We start from the raw sequence: 17,963 nt of genomic DNA on the forward strand, positions 1-17,963 counted from the left end.
GATATATAACCACGCTGCAATACTCCTGTTATGGGTATTGCAGCGTGGTTTTTTTGTTTTATTTTGATGGGTTATTTTGTGCTGCTTACAATAAATCAATATTAATTATGCTACTTTAAAAACCACTTGTCCTTTTTGCCGTTAAACCTAAACAAAACATCATCAATTTATAAATGAAGTATTTAACCCGCTTGTTATTGATTTTAGTAGCCTTCGTTTTTTCGCAATCATGCGAAAGCAACAAACGCGCAAATAATTACAACAATAAAGTACTTGTTGATGATGGCGGAATGCTTTTTTTTAAGAATGGCACCGAAGCCAGCCTGGCAACCGTAAAAGCTTCCGGTTTGGCTATCTCCAATTCAAAAAATCAAAAAGTAATTCAGTTTGCTAAAACGATGATTGATGACCACACCCTTCTTGCTGATAATTTGAGAAAATTGGAGATTGATAATTTTGTAACATCCAACGATACCATAAATGCCGGCCATCAACAGGCAATTGCCGCCCTTGAACAGAAAAAAGCTGCCAACTTTGACAAAGCCTATATAGCAATGCTGGTAAACCAGCATGAGCAGGAAATAGCGCTGTTTAAAACTGCCGCACTCAACAAAAACCCTAACGTATCTGATTTTGCCAACAAAAATATGTCATCGTTGCAAGCGCATCTTGATTCGGCTAAGGTGATCATGCTGGCATTAAAATAGTTTATTTAATAGCGGCGTAATGTTTAAATTGCAGGCTATACCTATCTAAGTCATGCTATTAAAAAAAAGTTCATTTATTGCCTTATTGCTGGTTTTTGTTGCATGCCAAATACAGGTCTCTGCGCAAGTTTCTGCTATAAAGCCGGGCGAAGTTTGGCCCGATAACCGGGGCGAACATGTGCAGGCCCACGGCGGTGGTATCATCAAAATAGGGAAACTGTACTATTGGTTTGGCGAAGACCGCGCAAAAGACAATGATCCCGCCAAACGCTACGTAGCCTGTTATTCCTCACCCGATCTTACGAATTGGACATTCCGGAACAAAGTAATCAAAACAGGCGATCCGGCAAACTTCGGGAAAGGTTTTGTTTTAGAACGGCCGAAGGTTTTTTATAACAAAAAGAACAGGCAATATGTGATGTACCTGCATATGGATAGTGCCAACTACAAAGCCGCCCGTGTTGGCGTTGCAGTTTGCGACAAGATAGATGGCGATTATAAATACCTTAAAAGCTTTAGGCCTTTAGGCGAACAGAGCCGCGATATTGGCCAGTTTGTTGACGATGACGGTTCGGCGTACCTGATATTTGAGGATAGGGCCAAGGGCTTTCATATTGCACAACTATCTGACGATTACCTGAGTGTTGAAAAAGAGATATGCCTTATTAAAGCACCTTTGGAAGGTGGTGCCCTGGTGCATTATAAAGGGCTTTACTATGCCATTGGTTCGGCGCTTACCGGTTGGGACCCCAATCCTAACAAATATGCTACGGCAACATCGCTAAGCGGGCCATGGTCGGAGTTTAAAGATATTGCCCCGCCCGAGACAAATACTTATGGATCGCAATCTACCATGATGGTTAAAGTTGTCGGCACAAAAAGCACCACCGTGATTTTTATGGCCGATCAGTGGCGTCCCAAAGCTCAATGGGATTCGCGTTACCTTTGGATGCCCCTGGAGATAGGTGAAGGCAAGTTATGGCTGCCAAAGCCGCAGCCCTGGAAGATAGATGTAAAAACGGGTGAGTGGAAATATACTGATGAAAAATAACAACTTTTTAACGCTCTTTAACTCCCGCGAGGTTAGCGTCAGCGTAACTCGTGGGCATCCTGGTTTAAGCCTATGGCTTAACTACTTCAGCTAAAAGCTGAAACCATGCAACCCACGAGCTGGAAGCTCGCGGGAGCGATAGGAGTAAATTGCTAAAATAACTTCAATTGCTGTTGCACCGGCGGCATAGCTTTGCCCATAACGGTTCGCCCACCGTATTTCCATGAATCTTCACGCTCTTTAGCTATTACCTGATCGAAATTGGCATTGGGTGTAAAACCATTTTCGGCGTTCTTTGCTATTTTATGCAACCGTTTGATGGCTTCGTTTTGTTCCGATAACCCCAGTTTCGATTTGTGTATCGCATTTTGGAGCACACCTATAGTTTCGTCATATACTTTGGTAGGTACGGGGAAGGGGTGGCCATCCTTGCCTCCGTGTGCGAAGGAAAACCTTGCCGGATCTTTAAACCGGGATGGGGTGCCGTGTATAACCTCGCTTACCAATGCCAGCGACTGCAGGGTACGTGGCCCCAGGCCTTGTAATAGCAACAAATCTTCAAAATCAGCGGGCTGCTTTTCATGGGCTAACCAAAGCACAGCGCCCAGCCGTTTCAAATCCACGTCCTTGGCTTTTACATCATGATGGTTGGGCAATACCAGGTGGCTGATTTCTTTGATCATGGCTTCCGGGTTTTCGGCGGCTATCTGCATTACTCCGTTGCGCGAGGTATCGGCCAGTTTATCTGTCATGTTCAGGATCAGGCCAGTGTTTTTGCCGTAGATGGATGTGTGCGGATCATCAACAAACGATGTTAATTGCTCCGAATGCCAATGGTAGCGGCGTGCGGTGCTGCTGGCATCGCTCATGCCTTGTTGTACTACAGCCCATTTGCCGGTATCGCTCAGGATAAAATTGTGGGTATATAGCTGGAAACCATCCTGAATGGCTGTATTATCAACTTTAGCGCTTAGTTTGCTGCATCGTACAAGGTGGTCGCCGTCGAGCCCGGTGGTTTCACCAATTTTTAACAGTTCGGCAGGGGTTTGTTTGGAGTGTTTGCCTTTGCCGCCGCAAATGTAAATGCCCAGTTCGCGGCTGTGCGGGTTTACTGATTTTTTTAGAGCGCCCATTACCGAGGTAGTTATGCCTGATGAGTGCCAATCCATTCCCATCACAGCTCCAAGGCTTTGAAACCAAAACGGATCGCTCAGGCGGTGTAAAACCTCGTCCTTGCCATAATCCATTACGATGTTTTCAATTACCGCCAAGCCTAACTTTGCCATACGCTCGGCAAGCCACGTGGGTACGTAGCCATAGTGTAAAGGTAAGTCAGCACTGCCGGATCGCTTCATGCTAACAAAGTTAGTAAAATTTACACGATTTGGGGACTTATAAGGACTAACAAGATTTTTTCTGAACTCGGATTAAACAGATTTTTCGGATTATTTGGAATCCAATCCTGTCAATCCCCCTGAATCCCCAAAATAGTGGTTCAGACCAAAGCATTTTCAAATTCTCAAATCTTCAAATTCTCAAATTAATCTTCTTCCGCTTCACCGGCGTACAGCTCATCTATTTCTGCCGCATATTTTTTCTCAATTACTTTGCGTTTGGCTTTCATGGTTGGGGTTATTTCGCCTTCTTCCATGCTGAAAGGGTTACGCTTTACTTTGAATGACTTAATGCGTTCAAACTTGGCCAGCTCATTACTGAATTTGCGGATATCCTGGCTTATCCAGTCTACAATCTCCTGGTCATCAATAAATACTTCGGGGCGCTCAAAAAAATCGTTGTTGAGACCGAATTGTTCCTGCAGGCCTTCTTTGCCGGGCACTATAATGGCGGCAATGTATTCGCGTTTATCGCCCACTAAAAACACCTGTTCTATTTTAGGGCTTTTGAGGTAGGTATTCTCAACCGGTGTAGGATATATGTTTTTGCCATACGCGTTTACCAGCATGTTTTTAAGCCTGTCGGTAATTTGCAGGTTGCCGCGGAAGAAACGACCGATATCGCCGGTGTGAAACCAGTTATCTTCGTCAATAACCATGGCGGTTTCTTCGGGCTTATGCCAGTAACCTTTCATTACGCAATGGCCGCGAACAATAATTTCACCTTCTTCGGTTTCTGTGTTTTCCTTAAAACTATCGTGGGTTTGGATGGAGTAAATTTCTTTGGTCTCTACATTTTGGATGGCCACCTCAATGCCGGGAATAATACGGCCCACAGTGCCATAAATAACCCTGTGCCTTTCGGTTACAGCCATAACAGGCGATGTTTCTGTGAGCCCGAATCCTTCCAGTATTACAATACCCAGGTCGCCAAAAAACTCACCAATGTTTTTGGGCAGGGCGCCTCCGCCCGATACCATGAACTGCAGCTTGCCGCCGGTTTTTTCTTTTATCTTACTGAAAACCAATTTTTCGGCAATGCCATGCTGGGCTTTAAGGATAAGCCCCGGCGATTTACCGGCTTCCTGTATCAAACGCACTTTTTTACCTGTTTCAAAGGCCCATAAAAATATTTTGGTCTTTAAGCCACCTGCAGATGTGCCACTTTTAATGGCCCTATCGTGAATACGTTCAAGCAGGCGCGGTACGCAGCATAGTATGGTAGGCTGGGTTTCGCCCATGTTTTTAGCTAACAGCTCCAAACTTTGGGCAAAAGCAATTTGCGATCCCTTTAAAATGGCGATATGATAAATAGTGCGCTCAAATACATGCGATAACGGCAAAAACGATAAAAAGCGATCATTTTTGGTTACAAAAGGAATTTGAATAACGCTGTTCAACGCGTTTTGGGTAAGGTTATAATGTGTAAGCATTACGCCTTTAGGAATACCGGTTGTACCTGATGTGTAAATAAGGCAGGAAAGATCGGTAGGTAAAATGGCTTCGCGGGCGGCAGCAATAGCATGACGATATTGGCCAACCAAAGCCAGGCCTTCTTTAATCACGTCATCAAAGCCAATTACGCCGGCATTGAGCGTATGTTTGTTACTGTGTTTTTCAAAATCATCAAAAGCGGGTATAATACGGATGAGTTCGGGGCAGTTATTGGCAATTTTAAGCACTTTGCGAAAAAGGAAAGGATTGCCAGCAATAATGGTTTTTGCTCCCGAATCGTTTAAAATGTACTCTATTTCGGTTTCGGTGAGGGTAGGGTATATCGATGCATTTACAGCGCCTATTTGCTGCAAAGCCTGGTCGTAATAAACATAATTTGGGCCGTTCTCAATAATCAGCGACAGCCGGTCGCCTTTTTTGATACCCAGGTTTAACAACCATGCCGATATGGCATCTATCTTTTCCAGCGCCTCGCCATAAGTAATCTCCACCCAGGTATCCTTAACCTTATGGATTAAAAAAGTATGGCTTTCCGGATGTATATTGGCAACAGTATTGCGTATAAACGATGGGACAGTTGTAAGTTGATTAGCCTGGCTCATTAATTGATCAATTGGTTCTGTTCAAGCATCAAACTTATGTTTTTTACCGAGAAAATGCAACGGAACATTATGGTTTAATAGTTTTCATGGTTTCGGTTAAAAAATCATACACTTCCTGCATGGGGACTACCGTCCTGGTTACCTTATTGATGTCTTTTCCTTCCGTAGTCCACAGGTAAGGATAAAAGTTAAAAGCCTGGTCACTGTGTACTTTTTTCAAATCTTCCTTCCATTTTTTCCATCGCAGGCCGTCGTAAAACTGGTTCATATCGCCGTACCAGCAAAAGTTCAAAAATTCGGTATACCCTATGTGCAGCGCTTCCCACTTTAAGCGCTCAGGTGCCAGGTAATAAATTTTGCCCATATCGGTACCAAATTTGCCGCCGTTGATAGCAAAAAGCCCGCCGTCGGCATCATCCGCTATCAACAAAAATGCCGGTTGTTCGCCCAGCTCATTAAAGCTTTTGCCTTTATTCCAGCCCGGGAGGCTTCGTTTTAATTTTTCGCTGCCCGATCCTAATATGCGTATCCAACCATTATCAACCAATATTCCGCTGGTAAAATAAATAACCGCGCCCATGTTGGAGTGAGTGGTTACCTGTGTTTGATATAATGCATCTTTGCCGTTGGATGCAGGCAAAATTTCGATTTTGTTTTTTGCTGTTTTGATATCTTCTAAAAGCAGGGGCCAGGCAGATGTATCGCTGGTTAATTCGGCAACAGACCGCAAATTGCTTTGAGCGCATACAGGCAATGTTAAAATGGCCAGCACCAGGAATAGGATTTGTTTTTTCATGATTAAAAATGCTGATTTTTTTAGCAAGCCTTGACAAATAATGTTTATTTAACTTCAGGCATACCCTCCGTCAAAAACTCATCAAGCAATGCCACAAATAACGCCGGTACTTTGCTATCCGGGTTTGGCGCCATAACTTCGCCCATAAAAGCGCCGTGACTGCCGGGCATAATGGTTAGCCGGCCATGTGGCAATAACCGCGACAACTCTATAGCGTGCTCGGGCGTTATCACATCCTGGTCGCTTACAATGACCAGGGTAGGGGCCTGGATGGCTTTGATATCGTCGGCATTCCAATCCTTAAAAGTTTGCATCCGTTGGGCATCCTTATCGTGCATGTTTTGCAACCCGGCCTGGGTATTGCCGGGTATGGCCAGGTAAACATCTTTGTAAATCTGTGGCATCGATGATATATCTGCATTGCGCATAAAATCCCAAAACCACGGGAATGTGCCGGCGCGTTTATAAAGTGCCGAAATGGCAACCAGTTTATGTACTAATTCGGGATGCCTGATGGCCAATTGCAGTGTAGTGCTGCCGCCGTTGCTAAAACCCATAACATCGGCACCTTTAATGTTTAACTGTTTTAGCAGTTCGGCCACATCATCGGCATCCTGTTCAAAAGTTTCGGGGATATCCCTTGCCGATGTACGGCCGTGATTTTGCAGGTCGACGGCAATAACCATGTGGGTTTTGGCAAGTTGTGGCATGATTTTACCAAATGACGTATGCATGGTTGAACCGCCACCGTGAATTAATACCAGCGGCTGGCCTTTGCCATGAATTTCGTAATACATTTTTATGCCGTTTACCTGGGCATATTTACCGGCATCCTGCGCTTGTGTGGTGGTGGCTGTTGTCATAAGTATAATTATAAAAGTAGTGATCTTAATATATAGCAGCAATGAGTTTTTCATGATTCAAAGTTAGGACGAAGAGCCAACGGTGCAAACAGCAATGCGCGACAAAGTAACGGGTGGTTTACGACAAGATGTACAAAAGTGTACCTGCAAATCAAGGGTAACAATTCATTTACAATACGCCGGGTGTCAAAAATAAGTGTGTATTTATTACACAGTGAGCAGCTAAATCGTTAATATTGTTAACCAATTAGTTAGCCGGTACTTTTTTACCGTTACATAATACATTTTTATCGAGGGGCCTAATCAGCCTATTCCCGCAGCCCTTGAGGAGGACTTCCGGCAGGCTTATTGGCAACAAATGTACATCAACTAAATCTCTCAAATAATGTCATTAAAATTAAAACTCACCTGTATTTTATTGATAGGGCTCAGTTTTGGGCTGTATTCATTTAAAAAAACTGTTCCGCGGCAGCACGTGCTGGTTTTTTCAAAAACATTGGGCTGGCATCATTCCTGCATTCCGTTTGGGATAGCCGCTATCCAAAAACTGGGTAAAGAAAATAACTTCGATGTTGATACCACAACCAATTCTGAAGCTTTTACCGATGAGAACCTGAAAAAATATGATGCCGTTATATTTCAGTGTACTACAGGCAATGTACTTAATGCCATGCAGCAGGCAGCTTTTGAGCGGTATATACAGGCCGGGGGCGGATATGCAGGTTTCCATTCGGCTGCCGATACTGAGTACGACTGGCCATGGTACGGTAAACTGGTGGGCGCGTATTTTTCAAGCCATCCCAATAATTCAAATATCCGTACGGCTACTATAGATGTTACCGACCGCACAAACCCTATTACCGCAGGTTTACCTGCCCGCTGGGAACGTACTGATGAATGGTACAACTATAAATCAATCTATGGTGGCATTCATGTTTTGGCCAGCCTTGACGAAAATACTTATGATGGTGGTACCAACGGGGCCAATCACCCTATAACCTGGTTTCATGAGTTTGACGGTGGCCGTTCATTTTACACCGGCTGTGGCCATACCGACGAAAGCTATAGTGACCCTTTATTTTTAGGACAGATGCTTGGCGGTATTAAATACGCCATGGGCAACGGCAAACCGCTGGATTATAGTAAAGCATACGCCAAAGTATCGCCAGATCAAACCCGCTTTATTAAAACGGTATTGATTAGCAACGTGGCATCGCCTATGGAGTTGGCCTGCGCCAAAGACGGACGCGTGTTTTTTACTCAGCTGATGGGTGATTTTTCGGTTTATAATACCAAAACCAACCAGTTTAAGGTGATCCATAAATTCCCCATCACTTACCAGGGGGGCACCGGAGTTATTGGCCTAACGCTTGACCCGAATTTTGAAATCAACCAGTTTGTTTACATCTATTACATGCCCGAAGGGCAAACCATCGAGCCTTTAAATTTTCAGCTTTCGCGCTTTAAATTGAGCCCGGCTAATGTGCTCGATTTGAAATCAGAAAAAATACTTTTAAAAGTGCCCGTACAGATTGTGAGCGGCGCGCACCATGGCGGCTCTTTAGCCTGGGATAAAAACGGCAACCTGTACCTGTCCACCGGTGATAGTTCGAGCCCATTCCCGGCCGACGGTTACGCACCGCTTGACGAACGCCCCGGCAAAGAACATTTTAGCCTGGATGCCCAGCGTAGCGCAGGCAATACCAACGACTTTAAGGGCAAAATATTACGGATTCATCCCGAGGCTGATGGCACCTATACTATTCCCGAAGGAAACCTTTTTCCTAAAGGTATGGCCAAAACCAAACCCGAAATTTATGTAATGGGTTGCCGTAACCCATACCGCATTGCGGTAAACCCCAATACCTCGGTTTTATACTGGGGCGAGATAGGGCCCGATGCCGGTAACGATTCGCCACGTGGCCCGCGCGGTTATGACGAGTTTAACCAGGCGCGCAAGGCGGGTAACTTTGGCTGGCCGTATTTTGTAGGCAACAACTTTGCCTACTCGCACTGGGATTTTGTTACAGGCACACCCGGGCCAATGTTTGATGCTAAACGCCCGGTAAATAACTCGCCCAATAATACAGGCCTAAATGTATTGCCGCCGGCTACGCCAGCCATGATCTGGTACCCCTATGCTGCATCGGATGAGTTCCCGGAGCTGGGGTTAGGCGGACGCTGTGCTATCGGGGGCGATTTTTACGAGTATAACGCCAATGTTAAAAACCCCAATAAGTTCCCTGATTATTACGACGGCAAATTGTTTGTGGCCGACTGGATGCGCAACTGGGTAATAAGCCTCACGTTTGATGAAAACGAAAACTATGTACGCAACGAAGCCTTTATGCCCGCCAATGGCGATTTCAGGAGGCCTATAGATATGCAATTTGGCCCCGATGGTGCTTTATATATGCTGGAATACGGATCGGTGTACGGGGCGCAAAACGAAGATGCCCGCCTGGTGAAAATTGAATACAACACCGGCAACCGTGTGCCCATTGCTAAAGCAGGTATTACTGATACTGCTATGCAAGCCTACTACCAGCATACCAAATATCTTACTGCCGAGTTGAAAGAAATGCCGGTAAAAAAAGAGATATCGGGTCAGGCACCGCTAACTGTAGGTTTTAACAGCCAGAACAGTAAAGATTTGGATGATGACGATAAAATAACCTATCAGTGGTTGTTTGATGGTAAAACAGTGGGTGCTAACACAGCTTCGGCAAGCTATACCTACACTAAGCCGGGTGTTTACAAGGCTATTTTAAAAGTTACCGATAAAGGTGGTGCTACAGGGCGCGATACGATTATGGTGAGGGTGGGCAATACCCGGCCGGTAGTTACCATTACCGGCACCGGCAATAAATCATTCATCCAAAAAGGGCAACCCTTTAAATACCATGTGGTGGTAAAGGATAAAGAAGACGGTAAGATAGACCCTAAACGGGTGAAATTATATTACATCTACAATCCACAGCCATCAGCAGATGGTAAAACGGTGCAAAATCTGGCTGCTTTATCGGCCAGCGAAATAAGCTATCCCGGTAAGGCGTTGATGGCCAACAGCGATTGTAAATCGTGCCACCTGGCCAGCAAAACAGCGGTAGGGCCAAGCTTTATAGCAATAGCCAAAAGGTATAAAACACAAAAAGGATCGGTTGATAAGCTATCCAAAAAGATCATAGCCGGTGGCGCGGGCAGCTGGGGAACCGAGCATGTCATGAGCGCGCACCCACAGCTTTCGGCAGCCGATACCAAGGAGATTGTAAAATACATTTTCTCACTTACCGACAAAAAGGGTAAGGCTACTGCCTTACCACTTACCGGCAGCCTGAACCTGAAATTTAGCGATGCCGAACCGCGCGGGCAGTACACGCTGTTTGCATCCTACACTGATAAAGGCGGTAAGGCAGTTGGTCCGCTTACCGGTACCGATGTGGTAACCTTACGCAATGCCGATGTAAAGGCAGTTTATGCTGATGAATTAAAAGGCTTCAATCGTTTCAAGGACGATTTGTCGTTGGGCAATCATAAGTCGTTTGTGTTGTTCAGGGATGTGGATTTAACCGATATTAAAAAACTGAGCTTTCAATACGCATCAAAGGGTGTTGATGGCCAGATTGAAGTACGGATGGATTCACAGGCTGGCCCCGTTATTTGCTCGGCAAATTATAGCGATACCGGCAGTTGGGATAAGCTGGCTTGGTTGAGTGGCGATGTGCAAAAAACAGTTACCGGCAAACATAACGTATTTGTTTTTGCCATTAAACGTACCAAACCAAATGATGGCATCCTTAAATTAAGCGATATTCGCTTCGGTGAATAATTAAAAACACATAGAATACCATATATGAAAACATCATCAGTAATTTTAAATGCCTGCGTGGGCTTAACTTTATTAACCTGTAATGCTTTTGCACAAAGCGGCAAGCCGGTTTTTATTGGTAAAATAGGCGTGCAAGCCTATACCTTCCGCAGTAGTATGCCCAGGGCAACGATATCCGTACTGGATACAATTAAAGCAATGGGTATAACTGAACTGGAAGGACAGGAACCCAAGGGCATGACGCCCGAAGCTTTCCGTAAGCTTTGTAACGAAAGAGGAATCAGCATCCCATCGATAGGAGCCGGGTATGATGATATAGTAAAAAGCCCGGCCCAGGTAGTGAAACAGGCTAAAGCGTTAGGTGCCAAATATGTAATGGTAGCCTGGATTCCGCATGGTAAGGAATTTACCCTGGAAGATGCCAAAAAAGCCGTTAACGATTTTAATACCGTTGGCAAATACCTTGCAGAGGCGGGGATTACGTTTTGCTACCATAACCATGGTTATGAATTTGGACCATATGAGGATGGTACACTGTTTGACTACATTGCCAAAAATACCGACCCAAAGTATGTATCATTCGAGATTGACTTGCTGTGGTCGTTCCATGGCGGGCAGGACCCAGCTAAGCTGATAGAAAAATATCCAACCCGCATTAAACTGATGCACCTGAAGGATATACGTAAAGGCGTAGCCAATGACCTTACCGGTGGCACCGATACTAAAAACGACGTAGCCCTTGGCACTGGCCAGATTGATATCCCAGCCGTGCTTAAAGCAGCAAGGAAAGCGGGCGTAAGGCATTATTTTATTGAGGATGAAAGCCCTTCGTACGCCACGCAGATTCCTGTTACTATTGAATATATTAAAGGTTTAAAATACTAACATATGGCCGGGGCATTAAACAGGCGGCAGGTGTTAAAAACAATTGGTTTGGCAACTGGTGCCGCGGTATTGGGTGGGCCGGTTACGGCAGCTATCAAGGTGGATAAGAAGCCTGCTAACGGCTTTGTTTATTCGCTGAACATGAGCACCATCCGAGGCCATAACCTGGGCTTTGTAAAGGAGTTGGAGATAGCGGCTAAGGCCGGATTTACATCTGTAGAGATCTGGCTGGATACGCTGCATACTTACCTCCAGGGTGGTGGCACTATAACCGAAGCCAAAAAAATCATCGACGGGCTTGGCCTTAAAGTGGAGGATGCCATAGGTTTTGCACCCTGGATAGCAAATGATGACACCATCCGTGCCAAAGCCCTGACCGACCTGCAAACGGATATGGACCTGTTGGCCAAATTAGGCTGCCCCCGGATAGCAGCCCCACCAGCCGGAGGCACAAAAGAGCCGATAAGTCTTGATGCCACTACCGAACGGTACGCCACCATCCTGAAAATGGGCAAACAAAGTGGTGTTATCCCACAACTGGAAATGTGGGGCGCATCTGTTAACCTGAAGCATGTAAGCGATGTGCTATATGTGGTATCATCCTTAGGTGACGCAGATGCCAGGGTGCTGCTGGATCTATTCCACTTTTTTAAGGGTGGATCGCCGGTTGGGAGCCTGAATTTTGTTGGCAAACAGGCACTGGATATTATACACGTAAACGACTATCCGGCCGGAATTACACCTGCCCAAATCTCGGAACCTGACAGGATTTATGTAGGCGACGGCATAGCGCCCGTAAAACAGATATTACAATTAGCGAAACACCCCGATAAACCATTAGTGATATCCTTTGAAGTATTTAACAAAAGCTACTATGCGCAGGATGCGTTGAAGGTGGCTAAAACGGCGTTGGAGAAAATGAAAGCGGTTACGGTGGGGATGTAGAAAATTATCGTCATTGCGAGGTACGAAGCAATCCCGAACTATGCAGGACTTAGCATGTAGAGGATTGCTTTGTACCTCAATGACGGATATTTGATATTGATAGTCAATAGCTTGCAAACACGTCGTTATATTCGCAATGTGATTCGCCAAGTCCTCGATTGCTTCTGGTCTTGCAATGACATAATCAGTGGGATGTAAAACTCACACCCCATACCTCTCCTTCAAAAGATTATGATGGTGTACATTATGCCCAACCACCATCCATCCCACGCTTCTTGCTGTATAGACCGGGGTGTTATCGAATTTAAAATCCAGCATAGCGTCAGTCATATGTTTGTAAAGGCTGATGGTAGCGTCCCTGATGATTATGAATTCGTCGGCTATATCGGTTAGCGTCCGGTTTTGCGCGTTAAAATCTTTGTTATAATCTTCGCCCTGCGGTAACTCCAGTATGGCGTTTACCCGTCTTGTACAACAAAATGCCTTATAGGCGTAATATCTTTCATCGTCATTCAGATGAATAAAAACCTGTTTCACCGTCCATTTGCCTTCGGCATAACTGTGATTTTCTGCGGATGCCGGAATCGACCTGATCAAGTTAATGGTTTGTTGTTTGTTAATCTCCAATGCTTCAATGAGGTCATCGCCTTCGGCTAAATCGAAAAAATAGGGGTACCAGGAGGGTGCATCCTCAATGTATGGGCGGCCAATTTTTATCATCGCTTATCAATAGCTTTTTTTCTTTATGGTAAAGTTACGGTACGTAATTTAATTTCGATGGCATGTGTAACCGACCAATTTGCGGGCGATATGCGACAGGCTCCTAATCTGCCGCATACTCCCAGGCGCTTTGGTAACCGCCCAGTTTTTCGGCATATTCCACAAAATCAGCGTAAAATTGTAAACGGGTTAGGGTAGCGCTATCGCCTATAACTACCAGTTTTTTACGGGCGCGGGTCATGGCTACGTTCATGCGGCGGATATCCGAAAGGAAACCTATCTCGCCATTGGCATTGCTGCGCACCAGGCTGATGTAAACCATATCGCGCTCCTGCCCCTGGAAACTGTCGATGGTATTAACAGAGATATTATCGATATAAGGCAACAGCTCCGGGTTGGCCTGCAATTGTTCGTTCAGTACCCTGATCTGTTCTTTATAAGGGGATATAATGGCTACCGACGGGAATTTTTCGGTCGGGTCAATCTCGGTTACCAGCCGGTTCAGATGTTTAAATAGCAGAACAGCTTCATCCGGGTTATAGGTACTGGTACCCGCTACCTGCTCTTCAAAACCGGCTCCGGCAGTATCGATAAAAGTAACCGGTGTATCGCCATTGAACAATAACCGTGTTGCTACCGTAGCATGGGCTGTTAATTGATTACCATAAAATTCACGGGACGAGAAGCCCATAATGGACTCGTTCATGCGGTATTGCTCATTCAGCAAGACAACAGCTTCGGGATGCAGGGCAACGCATTTTTCGAGCAGAGTAGTGCTTAAGCCCGCGCGGGCGGCATCGTTTGATTTAATGGTAGGGGGGAGCTGCAAATGATCGCCGGCCAAAATTACTTTCTGCGCTTTCAGGATAGGGATCCAGCAGGCGGGTTCAAGTGCCTGGCCGGCTTCGTCAATAACCACGGTTTCAAATTTTAACTCGCGGATGGTATAGTGGTTGGAGCCAACAAGGGTGGCGGTTATTACCTGTGCTTTGCTCACAAGGTCGTCAATAATGTGCTGCTCGGTATTCGCCACATCTTTCATGATCTTGTGCGCCTCGTTAAACAGCGCCTTGCGCTGGTCGCGTTCCGATTTGCCGAAGCTGCGCCTGTATTTATGTGCCATATCCTTATAGGCACTGGCCTGCTTTTTAAGGGCGCGGATGAGTTTATTATCCGCATGGCCGGCCATTTTGCTATCCAGCGTTAGCGAAACCAGTTTTTCGGATACCCGGTTGGGGTTGCCTATTCTTAAAACGTTTAAACCTTCATCGGCCAGTTTTTCGCTCAGGAGGTCAACGGCGGTGTTACTCGGCGCTACTACCAAAATTTGTTTGCTGCTTTGTTTGGCCAACAAACAAATAGCCTGTAACAGTGTGGTGGTTTTCCCGGTACCCGGCGGGCCATGAACTATAGCCAGGTCCTGCGCTGATATAATTTTATTTACCGCGGCCAGTTGTGAAATATTTAAACGGGAAATATTTAAAGGCTGGGCAACATCGGCAAAAACGGGGGGAATTTTACCGCTGAGGATATTCACCAAACGGCCTTCCTTTTTTTCGCCTAAGGCCGATGCTTGTTTAATGGCCTTGAACATTTCATCGTAGCTGTTATTATCAAACAGCAGGTCGATGCCCAGCTTGCCGTCGCGGGCCCAATCAGGTAGTTCATCGGTATAGAGGGTGATTTTGAGCCTGTTACCGCCCTGGTAGGTGATAGTGCCCTCCACGCGGTCTTTTTGAGGATCGTGATTGCTGAATAAGGCGGCAGGTACTCCAAACCTTAACTGGTGCGATATATCCTGGTGAGTTGTACGTTCCACCTCTACGTTAATATAATCGCCCCGGCCGGGCTCGGTATTCCTGATGGCGATAGGGTACCAGGCAAGGCCCTGCCCACGACGATCCGCAGCAGATGTGTTTTCGGTAAGTTTGAGGTAGGCGCTGCGGTCTTCTTCTTTTTCTTTGTTCAGCAGATCGAGCAGCTTTTTAAAATAATCCATCGGCGCAAAGGTAGCAATAAAGCTAAAAGCTTAAGGCCGAAAGATGCATTGGCAAACGCACCTGGCTGGGTTAACATAACTTAACATATTTTAGATATATTTTTTATAAATACTTAGTAATCAATATTTTATATTTAAACATGGTTAACACTAAACTGATGTGCTGCGCAATTTAGCCGCCTCCAAATTTGTGCCCGTTGTTGTCCAATAAGGGAGCCGAAGGGGCCCTTCGTTAGGGTAAGAAAACAGAAGGGCAAATAATATCGAACACTGAATTTCGAATGCCCAAGGCCGAAGTATTTCCTTCATTATTCAATATTGGACATTCGGTGTTCGATATTAAATCGACCACTAACTTAATGGCATTCATTAAGCGCGACCCTTACAAAGCCGATAAAGCTACGCACACAATATCTTCCAGTACACTGCTGCCGGCTCCGCTCCGGGCCGATACCCTTAAACCGCTTATCATACTAAAAATAAACCTGGCCAGCGCCCTGGCGGGCATGGTGGTTTTAAACTGTCCCTGGTGCTGGCCTTTCACGATAACACTGGTTAGCGCATCTTCCACGCTTTGGTTGTTTTGGGAAACCAGTTCGGCAATCTCTTTATCGTGGCTGGATAATTCAATGGCTGTATTTACCATAAAACAGCCTTTGGCCAATTTATCTTCTTCGCTTTCGCGGATAACGCCGTACAGTACCTGTTTAATGGCCTCTGCCGGGTTTTCGGTATTCCCGAGTAATGTGAGTACCGCGCTGGTATTTTTGCCCTGGTAGTACCTCAAAGCATTTGAAAAAAGTGTTTTTTTATCAGTATAGGTATTGTAAATACTTGAACGGCTTATTCCCAATCCATCTACCAAATCCTGGGCAGATGTTGCATGGTACCCCTTATCCCAAAACAACTCAACAGCCTTGCCAAGCAGTTCATCTTCGTCAAAATCTTTATTCCTGGCCATAAATATCCTCTTTTAAACAAAATAACCGAAAATCGAGTCAAGAGTCAAGAATCAAGAGTCAAGAATCAAGAGTCAAGATTGAAATGTGCATGGTCGATGCTTTAATTCAAAAGAGAAGTGATTTAATAAACCTTATTTTTTTATGCTGACCTTTGCTGTCTTGACTCTTGATTCTTGACTCTTGATTCTTTATCAATACATAATGGCATTAACAGTTAAGCCACCATCAACAACAAGTTCGGTTCCGGTTATAAATGAGGCATCATCAGAAGCCAGGAACCTTACCGCGTTTGCAATTTCTTCTGATTGACCGAAACGGTTAAGCAAAATCCTTTGACTTAAAACAGATCCAAAGCCGCTAACCTGCTCTTCGGTCAGGCCAAGTTTTCCATAAAGCGGGGTTTCAACCGGGCCTGGAGATACGGAGTTAACACGGATTTTACGGGAGGCTAATTCGCGGGCAAATACTTTAGTGAATGATAACAGGGCTGCTTTACTTGCGGCGTATACGCTACTATCGGGAGCGCCCAATGATGCGTTAACTGATGCATTGAATATGATAGAACCGCCATCATTTAAAATAGGGAGAAACTTTTGAACGGTGAAATACACGCCTTTTACATTGAGGTTCATCATGGTATCATAATGCTCTTCGGTTGCAACTTCCATTGGGCTGAACAAGGCTACACCTGCATTAAGGAATAGTATATCTACTTTGCCAAATTGTGCTTTTACCTGGGCAACAAAGTTATCTATCTGGTCTAACTTAGCCTGATCGGATACTATACCGGTTACGCCCAGTTCTTCGGCTGCTTTGCTTACTGCCGCAGCGTTACGTCCGGTAATAACAACCTGTGCACCTTTGGCGGCTAATTCTTTTGCAGTGGCATATCCTATACCGCTGTTACCACCTGTAACTACGGCTACTTTGTTTGTTAAATTGCTCATTGTTTTATTTTTTAATATTTGTTTTTGTTTGATGGCTCAAAGATAACAAAATTGGAATGATCGTTCCAAAATAAAAATATCGTTTTTAATGATGATTACATTTGGATTACAAAATAGGGGTGACGGATATTGTTAGGGTTAACAAGCCATATTAATGATAGGTGATTGCTGGATTTATCGTTAATGTTATTGTTTGCCAAACCTGTCAGTTACCGCCGATATTTCACTTTAAAACAATAAACAAGTAAATAAATGAATGTAAGTTTCTCATACATAAAGTATTGTGTGTGGTAATTGAAGCCAGGCGTATTACCTGCACTGGTGTTCAGGTGTTTATGATTAAGGGCTGTTTTGTTAAATAGGTAACAAATTGTAAGTCTGCTAAATGCATTATTTATATCAGGCGATAAAATAGTAGTTTTTGCGGTGGCATTAGTTAATTATACGCCGGCTTCTGAAGCACTGCTGATGAGCAACTAATTAATCGGGGTCAACTTTTCATTAATCAAATAGGGTTATAACGGGGAGCGGTTAAAGTTATGGATTGATTTTGCTTTAATGGAGATATTGATAAGTTAAAGCGGAGTAGTGCCTATTGCCAGTGCGGATTGAGGTTTGACAAGTGCGCTTAAAAAATACTGAATTAATATATCATATAAAGTACATAGTAATTTGAATATTAATTATTTAATATAATTATACTTTGTTTAAAAGCTCATGATATTTTAGTGCTTTTCACCCCGTTTAATTGATATTTTGCCCTACAGGCAAGGTTGTGTCCGTTTAACTATCTGATAAATGGATGCGT

Annotated in this window: 13 protein-coding genes; 5 read left to right on the plus strand and 8 right to left on the minus strand. The window is 44.7% G+C overall.

Annotation, left to right across the window (positions count from 1 at the left end; translation table 11 throughout):
* Positions 1–173 precede the first annotated feature (173 nt).
* Together FSB76_RS28955 and FSB76_RS28960 are read left to right on the plus strand one after the other, a co-directional pair.
* Entirely contained in the window at positions 174–707 is a 534-nt protein-coding gene (locus tag FSB76_RS28955) for a DUF4142 domain-containing protein (RefSeq protein WP_147059718.1), read from the plus strand.
* A 52-nt stretch (positions 708–759) separates the two neighbouring features.
* Positions 760–1,758, plus strand: coding sequence for a family 43 glycosylhydrolase (locus FSB76_RS28960; RefSeq protein ID WP_147059720.1), 999 nt, complete (start codon positions 760–762; stop codon positions 1,756–1,758).
* Positions 1,759–1,910: 152 nt separating this feature from the next.
* On the opposite strand, the gene FSB76_RS28965 is transcribed toward FSB76_RS28960, so the two are convergent.
* The 4 genes from FSB76_RS28965 to FSB76_RS28980 all read right to left on the minus strand — a co-directional run bounded on the left by FSB76_RS28965 (position 1,911) and on the right by FSB76_RS28980 (position 6,922).
* The gene (locus tag FSB76_RS28965; protein ID WP_147059722.1) at positions 1,911–3,113 is read right to left on the minus strand and encodes a DUF763 domain-containing protein; all 1,203 of its coding nucleotides are present in this window, start codon (positions 3,111–3,113) and stop codon (positions 1,911–1,913) included.
* A gap of 185 nt (positions 3,114–3,298) precedes the next feature.
* Complete coding sequence (locus tag FSB76_RS28970; RefSeq protein WP_147059724.1) at positions 3,299–5,209, minus strand: AMP-dependent synthetase/ligase; 1,911 nt, start codon at positions 5,207–5,209, stop codon at positions 3,299–3,301.
* A gap of 67 nt (positions 5,210–5,276) precedes the next feature.
* The gene (locus FSB76_RS28975; RefSeq protein WP_192910110.1) at positions 5,277–6,005 is read right to left on the minus strand and encodes a DUF2625 domain-containing protein; all 729 of its coding nucleotides are present in this window, start codon (positions 6,003–6,005) and stop codon (positions 5,277–5,279) included.
* 44 nt (positions 6,006–6,049) lie between these two features.
* Positions 6,050–6,922: an alpha/beta fold hydrolase gene (locus tag FSB76_RS28980; protein ID WP_147059726.1), complete on the minus strand. Its 873-nt coding sequence runs from the start codon at positions 6,920–6,922 to the stop codon at positions 6,050–6,052.
* Between the two features lie 331 nt (positions 6,923–7,253).
* Between FSB76_RS28980 and FSB76_RS28985 the strand changes: the two genes are divergently transcribed.
* The 3 genes from FSB76_RS28985 to FSB76_RS28995 are packed head-to-tail and all read left to right on the plus strand — an operon-like array spanning position 7,254 to position 12,527.
* Positions 7,254–10,697 (plus strand): ThuA domain-containing protein, encoded by a 3,444-nt coding sequence (locus FSB76_RS28985; RefSeq protein ID WP_147059728.1) that lies wholly within the window; start codon positions 7,254–7,256, stop codon positions 10,695–10,697.
* A gap of 24 nt (positions 10,698–10,721) precedes the next feature.
* The gene (locus tag FSB76_RS28990) at positions 10,722–11,582 is read left to right on the plus strand and encodes a sugar phosphate isomerase/epimerase family protein (protein ID WP_147059730.1); all 861 of its coding nucleotides are present in this window, start codon (positions 10,722–10,724) and stop codon (positions 11,580–11,582) included.
* A 3-nt stretch (positions 11,583–11,585) separates the two neighbouring features.
* Positions 11,586–12,527 (plus strand): sugar phosphate isomerase/epimerase family protein, encoded by a 942-nt coding sequence (locus FSB76_RS28995; RefSeq protein ID WP_147059732.1) that lies wholly within the window; start codon positions 11,586–11,588, stop codon positions 12,525–12,527.
* A 201-nt stretch (positions 12,528–12,728) separates the two neighbouring features.
* On the opposite strand, the gene FSB76_RS29000 is transcribed toward FSB76_RS28995, so the two are convergent.
* From FSB76_RS29000 to FSB76_RS29015, 4 genes are all read right to left on the minus strand, one after another.
* Positions 12,729–13,247, minus strand: coding sequence for a DinB family protein (locus FSB76_RS29000; RefSeq protein WP_147059734.1), 519 nt, complete (start codon positions 13,245–13,247; stop codon positions 12,729–12,731).
* Positions 13,248–13,350: 103 nt separating this feature from the next.
* Positions 13,351–15,246: an AAA domain-containing protein gene (locus tag FSB76_RS29005; RefSeq protein WP_147059736.1), complete on the minus strand. Its 1,896-nt coding sequence runs from the start codon at positions 15,244–15,246 to the stop codon at positions 13,351–13,353.
* A 382-nt stretch (positions 15,247–15,628) separates the two neighbouring features.
* Complete coding sequence (locus FSB76_RS29010) at positions 15,629–16,207, minus strand: TetR/AcrR family transcriptional regulator (RefSeq protein ID WP_147059738.1); 579 nt, start codon at positions 16,205–16,207, stop codon at positions 15,629–15,631.
* Positions 16,208–16,399: 192 nt separating this feature from the next.
* Positions 16,400–17,155: a glucose 1-dehydrogenase gene (locus tag FSB76_RS29015; protein ID WP_147059740.1), complete on the minus strand. Its 756-nt coding sequence runs from the start codon at positions 17,153–17,155 to the stop codon at positions 16,400–16,402.
* Positions 17,156–17,963: the final 808 nt, after the last annotated feature.

Source organism: Mucilaginibacter ginsenosidivorax (assembly GCF_007971525.1).
Taxonomy (GTDB): domain Bacteria; phylum Bacteroidota; class Bacteroidia; order Sphingobacteriales; family Sphingobacteriaceae; genus Mucilaginibacter; species Mucilaginibacter ginsenosidivorax.